We start from the raw sequence: 11,923 nt of genomic DNA, 5'->3' as shown, positions 1-11,923 counted from the left end.
CCCATGGCCCGCTTCCATCCGCTTACGGTCACAGACGTCCATAAAACCATTCGCGATGCTGTCGTGGTGAGCTTGGCTCCGCCCGAGGGGTCGGACTTCGATTTCGTCCAAGGCCAGTACCTCACCTTTCGCCGTGAATTTGACGGCGAGGAGTTGCGCCGCAGTTATTCCATATGTGCGGGGCTGGATGATGGCGTCTTGCAGGTCGGGATCAAACGGGTCGAGGGGGGAGCCTTCTCCACTTGGGCCAATGACCAGATCAAAGTCGGTGATACGCTGGAAGCGATGCCGCCGATGGGCAAGTTTCACACGGCCTTAGACGCCGATGCCCATCGACACTATCTTGGGTTTGCGGGTGGTTCCGGCATTACGCCCGTCTTGTCCATCATGCGCACGGTGCTCACCCGTGAGCCACACTCTCGCTTTACCCTTGTCTATGCCAACCGCGCCGTGAGCACGATCATGTTCCGCGCCGAGTTGGAGGACCTAAAGAACACCTACATGGGCCGCGTGAATGTGATCCATGTGTTGGAGGCGGACGCGCAGGATATTGATCTGTTTACAGGACGCGTGGACGAGGAGAAATGCGCCCAACTCTTTAGCCGCTGGATTGATATCGCCTCCGTGGATACCGCGTTTATCTGCGGACCTGAGCCGATGATGCTGGGCATTGCCGCCTCGCTGCGGGCGCACAGCCTAACGGATGACCAGATCAAGTTCGAGCTTTTTGGCTCCTCCCAACCGGGCCGCGCCAAGAAGCAGGCGATTGCCGCGGATGCCGCCCTTGCAGGAGCGATGACAGAGGCGACTGTCACGATGGACGGTGCTACACGCAGCTTCAAAATGCCCCGCGATATGAGCCTGCTTGACGCTGCACTCGACAATGCGATGGACGCGCCCTTTGCCTGCAAGGCGGGCGTCTGTTCCACCTGCCGTGCCCGTGTGACCGAGGGCGAAGTCGAGATGCTGACCAACCACGCGCTTGAGGACAACGAGGTCGCAGACGGCTTTGTGCTGACCTGCCAGTGTTATCCGCTCACCGACACTGTCCGCTTTGACTATGATCAGTAAGAATTGCGACCAATAAGGAATACCCGATGTTGAATGTCTCCTCATTTGCGGCTGGCCAATGGGTCGCGCCTGATAGCGGCGCCCGCACGATTGCTTCGGCTGTTACGGGTGCGATTATCGCCCAGGCGGGCAACAGCAGTCTCGATGTGGCAGGCATGCATGCCTATGCCCGTGAGGTTGGTGGCCCAAACCTGCGCAAGCTGACATTCCACGACCGCGCAAGGATGCTCAAGGCGCTGGCGATGCACCTGACGGAACATAAGCAACAGCTTTATGACCTGTCGTTCGAGACTGGGGCCACGCAATCCGACCACGCCTTTGACATCGACGGTGGCATCGGAACGATGTTCGTCTTTGCCTCCAAAGGGCGGCGCGAAATGCCGGATGCGCAGATTTATCTGGACGGCGAGATTGAGCAGTTGGGCCGAACAGGCACGTTTCTGGGCCAACATGTATGCGTGCCCATGCAAGGCGTCGGCATCCATATCAACGCCTATAACTTCCCCGTCTGGGGCATGTTGGAGAAATTCGCGCCGACTTTCCTTGCAGGCGTCCCTTCTATCGTAAAACCCGCCACTGCGTCGTGTTATGTCACGCACCTTTGCGTGAAGCTCATGCTCGACAGTGGAATCCTGCCCGATGGCGCGTTGCAGTTGATTTCAGGCGGTGTGGGCGATCTGCTGCTGCACACGGACGCGCAGGATGTGATCAGCTTTACCGGCTCGGCGCAGACCGCACTCATGTTGCGCTCTACCCCGCATCTGTTGGAAAACGCTGTGACGTTCGTGGCGGAGCAGGACAGTTTAAACGCCTCCGTCCTTGGCCCTGATGCTGTCCCCGGCACGGCCGAGTTTGATCTGTTCATCAAAGAGGCCCATCGCGAAATGACCACCAAGGCGGGGCAGAAATGTACTGCAATCCGCCGCATCATGGCTCCTGCGGACCATGTGGAAGCGGTGATCGAAGCACTCTCGTCCCGTTTGGCCAAAACCGTGATTGGTGATCCGCGTGACAAGGCCACCCGCATGGGCGCATTGGTAAGCCGTTCGCAGCGCGATGATGTTCTGGAGAAGGCGAAAACCCTTGGCACAGAGGCCGAGCGTGTTTTTGGCGATCCTGACAATTTTGAAGTTCATGGTGCGGACCGCGACAAGGGTGCGTTCCTGCCCCCCATGCTGTTCCATTGTGCCGATCCCGATGTGGCAGAGCGCCTGCATGACACCGAGGCATTTGGCCCGGTGAGCACCGTCATGCCCTACCGCGATGTGTATCACGCGATTGAGTTGCTCAACCGTGGCAAGGGCTCGCTTGTCGCGTCGGTTATCACCCGCGATGGTGCGCTGGCGCGCCAAATGGTCATGGGTGCTGCGGCGTGGCACGGGCGTCTTTATTTCAACAATGCGGATTCAATGGCGGACTCCACAGGTCACGGCGCGCCCATGCCCCACATGGTTCATGGCGGTCCGGGTCGTGCGGGTGGCGGTGAGGAACTGGGCGGCATTCGCGGTGTCATGCATTACATGCAGCGCACGGCAATCCAAGGCAGTCCTGACATTCTCACCGCGATCGGTGAGCAATGGGTGCCGGGTGCGGCTGAGCATACAGGCGGCCCCCACCCTTTCACCCGCAATTTCCATGAGCTGAAACTAGGTGAGACGCTCTATACGCCATCGCGCAAAGTCACACTTCAAGACATTGAAACCTTTGCGCATTTCACAGGTGATACTTTCTATGGTCACATGGATGAGGAGGCTGCAAAAGCCAACCCCTTCTTCCCTGGTCGTGTGGCCCACGGCTACCTGCTGCTGAGCTTTGCTGCGGGTCTATTCGTGCAACCTGATCCGGGTCCGGTACTTGCCAACACAGGCCTTGGCAATCTGAGCTTTATGAAGCCTGTCTCGCCAGACGAAGAGATTAAAGTTCGTCTGACGGTCAAGAAAAAGACGCCCCGTACGAATACGTACGGTCAGGTGCGCTGGCATGTGACTGTGACCAATCAGGATGATGATCTGGTTGCGGAATACGAATTGCTGACCATGAATGCCTATGAGACTGTGTAGCTATTTGCCCTAGGCCTGTTCCCGCTGGTCTAAGGGGTCAATCTTGAACCTGCCTATAGAAGAGTTACCTTAACGTGTGAACAAGGAGCGTATCATGCCAAAATTTATCCGGTTCTACATTATCAATTGCATCATCGGCTTTACCGTCTCGGGCGTGTTTACAGCCGCTATTATGTGGTTCAACGTGGCAAACCTATGGCAGCTCGTCAGCGGCTCCGATATCGGCATCATGGCGATCGTCGTGTTTTGGGTTTTGAACGGCATTGTCTTTGCAGGCGTCCAATTTGGTGTCGCGATCATGCTCATGTCCGGCAGCGATGACAAGGATGACGGACCACGCGGCGGGATGGGTATCCCCATCCGTGTGCCCGCATCAGTCAAGCAGCAGCACACAAACCAACCGTTCTAAGCCAACCGAAAGTTACAGCGGATCAATATCGCCCTGCGCACGGCCTGCGTGAAATTCCGCTTGCCACTGGGTGAAGGTGCCAGCTGCAATCGCCTCCCGCATACCCGCCATAATATCCTGATAATACCGCAGGTTATGCCATGTGAGCAGCATTGAACTGATCATCTCTTGGCTGCGGAACACATGGTGGAGATATGCGCGGGAGTAATTCTGGCACGCTGGACAATCGCAGTTCTCATCAAGCGGGCGCGGATCATCCGCGTGGCGGGCGTTTTTAATGTTAAGCACACCCATGCGCGTAAACACCTGCCCCGTACGGCCAGAGCGGGACGGCAGCACACAATCCATCATATCAATGCCCCGCGCCACAGCGCCAACGATATCGTCTGGTTTGCCCACCCCCATCAGGTAGCGTGGCTTATCCTGCGGCAGTTGTTCTGGCGCATAGTCAAGACAACCGAACATGGCCTCCTGACCCTCACCCACGGCCAGACCGCCCACGGCATATCCATCAAAGCCGATCTCGCGCAGCGCTTCCGCTGACTGCTGCCGCAGGTCTTGCTCCAGTCCGCCTTGCTGAATACCAAAAAGCGCATGACCGGGGCGATCACCAAAAGCATCCTTGGACCGTTTCGCCCACCGCATCGACAGCTCCATACTCTCGGCAATGCGCGTACGGTCCGCAGGCAGCGCCGGACATTCATCAAAGCACATGACAATATCCGAGCCGAGCAGCTCTTGGATTTCCATAGAGCGCTCTGGCGTAATCTCATGCTTGGAACCGTCGATATGGCTTTTGAATGTCACGCCGCGCTCGGTCAATTTGCGTAAATTCGCAAGGCTCATCACCTGAAAACCACCGCTATCCGTCAGAATAGGCCGATCCCAATTCATAAATTTGTGCAACCCGCCAAGGCGGGCTATCCGTTCTGCGGTGGGGCGCAGCATCAGGTGATAGGTATTGCCCAGCAGGATATCCGCACCCGTTTCACGCACCGATGAGGGCATCATCGCCTTAACCGTGGCCGCCGTGCCAACAGGCATAAACGCAGGCGTGCGTATTTCACCGCGTGGCGTATTAATCTTGCCTGTGCGTGCACGCCCGTCCGTTGCGTCGATCTGGTATGTAATTGCGGTCATCTTTGGCCCCTCACAGTGCAGTTGCGCTGGCCTAACCCACTGTCCCGCGTCTTGCAATCGGCGCATATCATCACCACATAGACAGGGAAATCAACCAAAGGAATATCGCCTTGAGCACCGAAGAACTTATCCTGAGCATCATCCAGAGGAACCTCGGATGGCTTTTGCTGGCTATTGTCTTGATTGTGGTCGTCCTTAAGGCCGTCAAAATCGTCCCGCAATCAGAGCAGCATGTCGTTGAGCGCTTTGGCAGATTGCGTGCGGTTCTTGGGCCAGGGATCAACCTGATCGTGCCCTTCTTTGACAAAATCGCGCATCAGATTTCCATTCTGGAGCGCCAGTTGCCCACTGCGTCTCAGGACGCAATTACCCGTGACAACGTGCTGGTGCAAGTCGACACATCCGTATTCTACCGCATTATTGAGCCGGAAAAGACAGTCTACCGTATCCGCGACGTGGACAGTGCCATTGCCACAACTGTTGCAGGTATTGTGCGTGCCGAGATTGGCATGATGGACCTCGACGAAGTGCAAGCCAACCGCTCTGCCCTGATTGCTACGATCAAGAACAACGTCGTGGAATCGGTCGAGAACTGGGGCATTGAAGTAACCCGCGCCGAGATTTTGGACGTAAACCTTGATGCCGCAACCCGTGCGGCCATGATGCAGCAGTTGAATGCCGAGCGTGCGCGCCGCGCCCAAGTGACCGAGGCCGAAGGATCCAAACGCGCTGTTGAGCTTGCTGCGGATGCGGAACTCTATGCCTCTGAGCAGACCGCCAAAGCCCGCCGCGTGCTGGCCGACGCCGAAGCCTATGCAACCCAAGTGGTCGCGACCGCAATCAACGAAAACGGTCTTGAGGCGGCGCAATACCAGATCGCGCTCAAGCAGGTCGAAGCTCTTGGCACCATGAGCAACGGACAAGGCAGCAACACTGTCATCGTCCCTTCAGAGGCACTCGCCGCCTTCGGTGATGCGTTTAAACTACTGAAGGGACGCGGCTAATGGATGTGACCAGTCTGCTGCACATTTGGTGGGTCTGGCTGAGTGCGGCTCTGGCGCTTGCGTTGATTGAACTTATCTTACCTACTTCGATCTTCCTCGGCTTCGCCCTTGGGGCACTTGTGATGACAGGTGTGGTGGCGTTTACTGCCATCACAAACACCTCCGCCCTGCTGGCATTGTTTGCCGGACTGTCTTTGATCGCTTGGATCGTGCTCAAACTTGCTTTTAAGAACCAGTCGAGCGGTGCACGTGTCGTCACACGCGACATCAACGAAGGGTAATTATGACAGCAGTCCGAACTCTTGGCACAGGCCCTCTGGACCTTGAAGCTGCTAATCCATATATAAATAGTCAAGTTTATGAACGAGGCGCAGATGACCAATTCAATTCCCCCTCTTGAAGGCACCCCTTTGATCGCGCCGTCAAGCACCGATCACCCGCTCTATGAGCAAGTGGTTGAGGCCTGCCGCTCGGTCTATGACCCAGAAATTCCAGTGAACATCTATGAGTTGGGCCTTATCTATACTATTGATATCAACGACGAGAATGCTGTTTCCATTAAGATGTCGCTGACGGCGCCGGGCTGTCCTGTGGCGGGTGAAATGCCCGGATGGGTTGCGGATGCGGTCGAGCCACTGGCCGGCGTCAAACAAGTGGACGTCGAGTTGGTTTGGGAGCCGCCGTGGGGCATGGATATGATGTCGGATGAAGCACGGCTTGAGCTGGGCTTCATGTAAGTTTTCAAGATGTGACTGTTTGGCGGGCCACCTCATATTGGGGTGGCCCGTTTGCGTTGTTGCCCCTCTCTGCTCCCCCTGTCAAACTGGTGACCGAGATAAAAGTGCTCCAAAGGATGACTATGAAAAATCTGGCCGTGTTTACAGGCGATATTGTCCGCTCCAGTGATTTGGAGGCGGGTAGTCTGGATGATATCTTTGCCGCTCTGGAAGCAGCCGCACAGGTCATCGCGGAATGGCCCGACAGCACTGCCCCGTTTGCCCGTTTTCGCGGGGACGGTTGGCAAATGGCGCTGCCAACACGCTTTGCATTGCGCGGCGCTCTCATCCTGCGGGCCGCTGTCAGGACAACTGGCAAAGCACGCGATACCCGCATCGGGATTGGGCTGGGCCAAGGCACGTTGCAAAATGGCGACCTTGCAGGCGCAGATGGCCCTGCCTTTGTCCTGTCTGGCCGCGCTCTCGACAGTCTAAAACGTACGCCCCTCATGGCGGCGCCGAATGGGCCTGCCATCTTACGGGCAGCCCTGCCCCTGGCCGATCACATCATACAGGGCTGGACCCCGAAACAAGCCCAAGTCGCACAGGCACTTCTGGCTCCCGATGGACCGACGCATGAGGCACTCGCCCAAATTTTTGGCCGCAGTCGGCAGATGGTCCAGAAGCAGGCAGATGCTGCAGGCGTTTCTGCATTATTGGACTGCTGCACCGTTTTCGAAGATTCAAAATGCAACTAAATTTTATTGCATCATGTGAAAGCAACCCTTTTTATATGCTCAGATTATTTCCATGACGATGCCCGTAATGCCCCTCCTCACGATTGAGTTGTTGATCGCGCTGGTCACTGCACATCTACTGGCAGATTTTGTGTTCCAAACCACGTATATGGTGCTGAACAAACATCGCCCTCTGATCCTGCTCATGCACGGCGTTCATGTATTTGCGCTCACCGCACTTCTGTCTGGCGGTGCCATGCTGTTGGCCCTTGGCATTGCACTGAGCCATGTGCTGATTGACGCCATCAAGGTCCACCTCGCACCTGATGATTTGCGCAGTTATCTGGTTGATCAGGGTGCGCATCTGGTCGTGCTGCTGCTGGCGGTCACGTGGCTGCCTAATGAGATCCTCGCCCATTGGTGGCCACCCCTTTCGACCGATATGATACAGGTGGCCCTTGTTGTAAGCGGCTTGATCACTGCAACCATGGCAGGTGGCCCGGCGGTAGGCCACCTCATGGCGCGGTTCAAATCTGATGCACAGCCTGAAGGACTGGAATACGCAGGCCGCATAATCGGGTTGATGGAACGCGGGCTAATCTTCCTCATGGTCATGATCGGAGAACCGTCTGGCATCGGGTTTCTCATCGCGGCAAAGTCGATTCTGCGTTTCGACACTGTGTCACGCGATCAAAAGCTGAGCGAATATGTGATCATCGGCACGCTTGCCTCATTCGGCTGGGCACTAGCCGCAAGTTTCGCGACCATCGCAACGATGCGCGCATTAGGCTACTAAACCCTTGAGATTGCGCCACAGCGCCCTTATCTATGGATCAAAGGAGCACCAACATGTTCGGCATTCCAGGCAAGCAAGCGGTCACCATGACCGACAAAGCAGCAGCACAAATCATCAAGCTGATGACCTCCAAAGGCCACGCAGGCCTACGCATCGGCGTGAAAAAAGGCGGCTGTGCGGGTATGGAATACACCATGGAATATGTGGATGTGGCCGACCCCAATGACGAAGTGGTCGAGCAGGACGGCGCATGCGTCATGATCGCACCCATGGCACAGATGTTCCTTTTTGGCACCCAGATCGACTATGAAACCTCCCTGCTTGAGAGCGGGTTCAAATTCAACAATCCCAATGTCTCAGAGGCTTGCGGTTGCGGTGAATCCATCAAATTCGACGAGACACTCTTCGCCAAATGAGCTTGAGCGAAGGCGATATGGCCTTTGCGCGCGAGTTGTTCGACGACATCCCTGACCTGAATACCCGCCGCATGTTCGGCGGTATGGGCCTCTATAGCGGCTCGACGATATTTGCGGTGCAACTTTCTGACGGCCGCCTCATGCTCAAGGCAAAAGGCGGCTTTGCAAAACGCATGGACGCGCTGGGAGGCGACGAATGGACCTTTGAGCGCAAGGACGGCAAACAATCAGCCATGCCCTATTGGACCTTGCCGGATGCCACCCTCGATAATCCCCAAGTGGCCTGCGCCCTTGCCCGTGAAGCATTGGATGCGCTTACTTCTTGAGGTGCAAATATGTCTCGCCAAAACGCGCTGCCAGATGTTCTCCAGCCAGAACCACTTCGCCCGATCCTAAGGGTGCCACATTGGTATCGTGGGCAGGGTTGAAGAACAGCGGCACGGATATCCGCTCGTTCACGCCGCCCACCACGCGGTGCGGCGTTGCCCGAACCAGCCCGTCTGTCCAGACCTCCATCATCTCGCCAAAGTTGATCACAAATGTCCCGGGCTCCGCACTGACGGGAATCCATCCGCCCCCGCGTTTGCGCACTTCCAATCCGGGTGAGCCGTCCGTGGCCAGTAAGGTCAAGCAGCCATAGTCAGTGTGGGTCGCAATTCCGAAATCCTTTGCCCCCGCCCAATCGGGCCTTTGGGGGTAATAATTACCACGCAACAAAGCCATCGGTGTCTCGAAGCCTGAGTCGAACGCATCGCGCGGCGCACCAATCGATTGCGCTACACCGCGCAGTACCGACATTGCAACTCCGCATGCCTCTTCATAATAACCCGTAATCACCGCCTCGAACGCGGCAGGTTTGGCCGGCCAGATGTTGGGTGCATAAACGGGCATCGCACTGCGCGGATCACCCGCTTCCAGCACTACGCCGCTGTCGAAATACTGTTTGTAATCGGGGTTTGCATCTGGATCGACCTGCTCGGTTCCGGCGGCCCCCCAGCCACGGTTTGCCCCTGTTCCCGCCATGCTATAGGGTTGCTTGTCCGCTTCTGGCAGTTTGAAAAACGCGCGGTACATTTCAATCACCTCGCGCACGCGCGGCGCACCAAGCGCCGTATTGTACACAGTGGCAAATCCTACACCCGTGGCCGCGTCGCGCATGGCCTTCAGCGCAGCGCTCTCACCTGCTTGCAACGCTTTAAGATCGATTGACGGGATCATATGCCCCCCTCCATACTTGTTTGTGTCTCTCTAACCTGCAGCGTTACATAACGCCATCGTTGAACCCGCGCGATGCCAATGCTAAGCACAATCAACCCAACGAAGGACATGGCATGCGACGTAAACTGGCAGCAGGCAACTGGAAGATGAACGGCACAGCAGCAAGCCTGACCGAGTTGGAAGCCCTCAAATCGTCACTCCCAACCAACGCCCCTGATGTTGTGATTTGCCCTCCTGCACCCCTGCTTTACCGTGCCACACAGGCTGCAAAAGAGACCGGTATCCAGATTGGCGCACAGGATTGCCACATGCAGGAAAGCGGCGCGTTTACCGGCGATGTTTCTGCTTCCATGATCGCAGATACAGGGGCTACCCATGTCATTGTGGGCCACTCGGAGCGGCGCGATGCCCATGAGGAACGCGACCGCGATGTGCGCAAGAAGGCCAAAACCGCTTGGGCCGCAGGCCTCACCGCAATCATCTGCATCGGTGAGACGCTTGAGGACCATGAGGCAAACAACACCCTCGACATCATCGCAGGCCAGCTTGCAGGCTCCCTGCCCAGTGCGGTGACGCCCACCAACACTGTTATCGCCTATGAACCGATCTGGGCCATTGGCACAGGCAAAGTGCCAACGCTTGAGCAAATTGTCGAAGTTCATGATTTCATTCGAGAGCGCCTCACCAGCCGTTATGGCACAGAGATTGCTGACATGATCCCCCTGCTCTATGGTGGCTCTGTCAAACCCGACAATGCGGCCACCATCTTCAAGGCCGCAAATGTGGACGGCGCTCTTGTTGGTGGTGCCTCCCTGAAGGCGGCAGATTTTGCCCCCATTATCACGGCACTCTCACAAAGCTGAGGCAAAACCGCCCCCCCCCCTCCATCTTTCTGAATAAACTCAGTTTCCCAAAACCAAAGGGCGCGACCCCAAAACGGTGTCGCGCCCTCGCTTACTGTTACTTGTATTGTGAGCACCTATTTCACAATGATCTCCGGCCCCATCATGAGCGTGGGCAACCACGTCGAGATGGCAGGAATGTAGGTCACCATAATCAGGAAGACAAAGAGCACGGCGAGAAATGGCAGTGCAGCACGCACCACATTCATCATCGGCATATTCGCCACGCCGGAGGTCACAAAGAGGTTGAGCCCCACAGGCGGCGTAATCATCCCGATTTCCATGTTCACTACCATGATAATGCCGAGGTGGATCGGATCGATCCCCAACTCGATTGCGATAGGGAACACAAGTGGTGCCACGATAACGAGCAGGCCCGATGGCTCCATAAACTGGCCACCGATCAGTAGGATGATGTTCACGATGATCAGGAACACCACAGGGCCAAATCCTGCATCCAGCATCGCAGCCGAGATTTGCTGCGGAATTTGCTCGTCCGTCAGCACATGCTTGAGGATCAGCGCGTTGGCGATAATAAACATGAGCGTGACGGTGAGCTTGCCTGCATCAAACAGCGTGTTGCGCGTATCTTTGTGGAAGAATGCTGTGATCAGCACCCATGGGCGCGAGAGGAAGGGGATGTTCTTCTCGTCCCCCTTCACATGCAGTGGCCCCATATCACGGTAGACAAACGACGCGATAAAGAAGGCATAGACCGCCGCGACCGCTGCTGCTTCGGTCGGTGTAAACACACCGCCATAGATACCGCCCAGAATGATCACGATCAGGAACAAACCCCAACCCGCTTCCATACCGCTGCGGCGTACTTCGCCCCAGCCCTTCCATTCACCCTTGGGCAGATCACGCACCCGTGCGATGATATAAATGGTGAGCATCAGCATAAAGCCCGCCAGCAAACCCGGAATAACTCCCGCAAGGAACATCCGTCCCACCGACACGTCCGTGGCGGAGGCATAGACCACCATCACGATGCTTGGCGGGATAAGGATGCCAAGCGTACCGGCAACTGCGATCACCCCAGCCGCAAAGTCTTTGGTATAGCCGACTTCACGCATGCCCACGATAACGATGGAGCCGATGGCAACAACTGTCGCAGGAGACGAGCCTGAGAGTGCTGCGAAAAGCATACAGGCAAAGACACCCGCAATCGCCAAACCACCTGGCAAGTGTCCTACTAGGGCGATGGAGAAGCGGATGATCCGCCGTGCCACGCCCCCCGTCGACATAAATGATGACGCGAGAATAAAGAACGGGATCGCAAGCAAGGTATAGTGCCCTGCCATGGCCTGAAACAACGTCTGCGCAATCGACGCCAGCGAAGTATCAGACAAAACCAGCAAAAAGATGATGGAGGACGTGCCGAGGGCCACCGCAATCGGCACACCTATCAGCATCAAACCGATCACCATCGTAAATAGAACAACAACTTCCAT

At 56.5% G+C, this 11,923-nt stretch carries 14 protein-coding genes; 11 read left to right on the top strand and 3 right to left on the bottom strand.

Annotated features, from left to right (window positions below):
• Positions 1-3: 3 nt before the first annotated feature.
• The 3 genes from Q0775_RS15170 (at position 4) to Q0775_RS15160 (ending at position 3,540) form a co-directional block, all read left to right on the top strand.
• Positions 4-1,071, top strand: coding sequence for a 2Fe-2S iron-sulfur cluster-binding protein (locus tag Q0775_RS15170; protein ID WP_298862687.1), 1,068 nt, complete (start codon positions 4-6; stop codon positions 1,069-1,071).
• 26 nt (positions 1,072-1,097) lie between these two features.
• Positions 1,098-3,131: a phenylacetic acid degradation bifunctional protein PaaZ gene (gene paaZ, locus Q0775_RS15165; protein WP_298862685.1), complete on the top strand. Its 2,034-nt coding sequence runs from the start codon at positions 1,098-1,100 to the stop codon at positions 3,129-3,131.
• A gap of 94 nt (positions 3,132-3,225) precedes the next feature.
• On the top strand, positions 3,226-3,540 hold the full coding sequence (locus Q0775_RS15160) for a hypothetical protein (protein WP_298862682.1): 315 nt from the start codon (positions 3,226-3,228) through the stop codon (positions 3,538-3,540).
• A gap of 12 nt (positions 3,541-3,552) precedes the next feature.
• On the opposite strand, the gene tgt is transcribed toward Q0775_RS15160, so the two are convergent.
• The gene (gene tgt, locus Q0775_RS15155) at positions 3,553-4,680 is read right to left on the bottom strand and encodes a tRNA guanosine(34) transglycosylase Tgt (RefSeq protein ID WP_298862679.1); all 1,128 of its coding nucleotides are present in this window, start codon (positions 4,678-4,680) and stop codon (positions 3,553-3,555) included.
• A gap of 110 nt (positions 4,681-4,790) precedes the next feature.
• On the opposite strand from tgt, the gene Q0775_RS15150 reads away from it, so the two are divergent.
• From Q0775_RS15150 to Q0775_RS15120, 7 genes are all read left to right on the top strand, one after another.
• Complete coding sequence (locus tag Q0775_RS15150; RefSeq protein WP_298862676.1) at positions 4,791-5,684, top strand: SPFH domain-containing protein; 894 nt, start codon at positions 4,791-4,793, stop codon at positions 5,682-5,684.
• The gene (locus Q0775_RS15145; RefSeq protein ID WP_298862673.1) at positions 5,684-5,965 is read left to right on the top strand and encodes a hypothetical protein; all 282 of its coding nucleotides are present in this window, start codon (positions 5,684-5,686) and stop codon (positions 5,963-5,965) included. Before Q0775_RS15150 ends, Q0775_RS15145 begins: the two co-directional genes overlap by 1 nt.
• Positions 5,966-6,058: 93 nt before the next feature.
• Complete coding sequence (locus tag Q0775_RS15140) at positions 6,059-6,421, top strand: SUF system Fe-S cluster assembly protein (protein WP_298862670.1); 363 nt, start codon at positions 6,059-6,061, stop codon at positions 6,419-6,421.
• Between the two features lie 122 nt (positions 6,422-6,543).
• Positions 6,544-7,158, top strand: a complete 615-nt coding sequence (locus tag Q0775_RS15135) for a hypothetical protein (RefSeq protein ID WP_298862667.1) — start codon at positions 6,544-6,546, stop codon at positions 7,156-7,158.
• Positions 7,159-7,210: 52 nt separating this feature from the next.
• Positions 7,211-7,933: a DUF3307 domain-containing protein gene (locus Q0775_RS15130; RefSeq protein ID WP_298862664.1), complete on the top strand. Its 723-nt coding sequence runs from the start codon at positions 7,211-7,213 to the stop codon at positions 7,931-7,933.
• 53 nt (positions 7,934-7,986) lie between these two features.
• The gene (locus tag Q0775_RS15125; protein ID WP_298862661.1) at positions 7,987-8,349 is read left to right on the top strand and encodes an iron-sulfur cluster assembly accessory protein; all 363 of its coding nucleotides are present in this window, start codon (positions 7,987-7,989) and stop codon (positions 8,347-8,349) included.
• Positions 8,346-8,675: a TfoX/Sxy family protein gene (locus Q0775_RS15120; RefSeq protein ID WP_298862658.1), complete on the top strand. Its 330-nt coding sequence runs from the start codon at positions 8,346-8,348 to the stop codon at positions 8,673-8,675. Before Q0775_RS15125 ends, Q0775_RS15120 begins: the two co-directional genes overlap by 4 nt.
• Here the strand turns inward: Q0775_RS15120 and Q0775_RS15115 are convergent.
• Complete coding sequence (locus Q0775_RS15115) at positions 8,665-9,567, bottom strand: 2OG-Fe(II) oxygenase family protein (RefSeq protein ID WP_298862655.1); 903 nt, start codon at positions 9,565-9,567, stop codon at positions 8,665-8,667. The two genes, Q0775_RS15120 and Q0775_RS15115, sit on opposite strands and share 11 nt — an antisense overlap.
• Before the next feature lie 113 nt (positions 9,568-9,680).
• Between Q0775_RS15115 and tpiA the strand changes: the two genes are divergently transcribed.
• Positions 9,681-10,430 carry a triose-phosphate isomerase gene (gene tpiA, locus Q0775_RS15110; RefSeq protein ID WP_298862652.1) on the top strand — a complete coding sequence of 250 codons (750 nt, stop codon included), beginning with the start codon at positions 9,681-9,683 and terminating at the stop codon, positions 10,428-10,430.
• A gap of 116 nt (positions 10,431-10,546) precedes the next feature.
• Here the strand turns inward: tpiA and Q0775_RS15105 are convergent, their stop codons facing one another.
• Positions 10,547-11,923, bottom strand: a complete 1,377-nt coding sequence (locus Q0775_RS15105) for a TRAP transporter large permease (protein ID WP_298862649.1) — start codon at positions 11,921-11,923, stop codon at positions 10,547-10,549.

It is taken from the genome of uncultured Sulfitobacter sp. (assembly GCF_947499945.1).
In the GTDB taxonomy this organism is placed as follows: Bacteria; Pseudomonadota; Alphaproteobacteria; order Rhodobacterales; family Rhodobacteraceae; genus Sulfitobacter.
This window is presented reverse-complemented; position numbering and strand designations above follow the sequence as displayed.

Coding starts and splice junctions, on each gene's coding strand:
- Q0775_RS15170 (WP_298862687.1), top strand. CDS start 4: ATGGCCCGCTTCCATCCGCTTACGGTCACAGACGTCCATAAAACCATT.
- paaZ (WP_298862685.1), top strand. CDS start 1,098: ATGTTGAATGTCTCCTCATTTGCGGCTGGCCAATGGGTCGCGCCTGAT.
- Q0775_RS15160 (WP_298862682.1), top strand. CDS start 3,226: ATGCCAAAATTTATCCGGTTCTACATTATCAATTGCATCATCGGCTTT.
- tgt (WP_298862679.1), bottom strand. CDS start 4,680: ATGACCGCAATTACATACCAGATCGACGCAACGGACGGGCGTGCACGC.
- Q0775_RS15145 (WP_298862673.1), top strand. CDS start 5,684: ATGGATGTGACCAGTCTGCTGCACATTTGGTGGGTCTGGCTGAGTGCG.
- Q0775_RS15140 (WP_298862670.1), top strand. CDS start 6,059: ATGACCAATTCAATTCCCCCTCTTGAAGGCACCCCTTTGATCGCGCCG.
- Q0775_RS15135 (WP_298862667.1), top strand. CDS start 6,544: ATGAAAAATCTGGCCGTGTTTACAGGCGATATTGTCCGCTCCAGTGAT.
- Q0775_RS15130 (WP_298862664.1), top strand. CDS start 7,211: ATGACGATGCCCGTAATGCCCCTCCTCACGATTGAGTTGTTGATCGCG.
- Q0775_RS15125 (WP_298862661.1), top strand. CDS start 7,987: ATGTTCGGCATTCCAGGCAAGCAAGCGGTCACCATGACCGACAAAGCA.
- Q0775_RS15120 (WP_298862658.1), top strand. CDS start 8,346: ATGAGCTTGAGCGAAGGCGATATGGCCTTTGCGCGCGAGTTGTTCGAC.
- Q0775_RS15115 (WP_298862655.1), bottom strand. CDS start 9,567: ATGATCCCGTCAATCGATCTTAAAGCGTTGCAAGCAGGTGAGAGCGCT.
- tpiA (WP_298862652.1), top strand. CDS start 9,681: ATGCGACGTAAACTGGCAGCAGGCAACTGGAAGATGAACGGCACAGCA.
- Q0775_RS15105 (WP_298862649.1), bottom strand. CDS start 11,923: ATGGAAGTTGTTGTTCTATTTACGATGGTGATCGGTTTGATGCTGATA.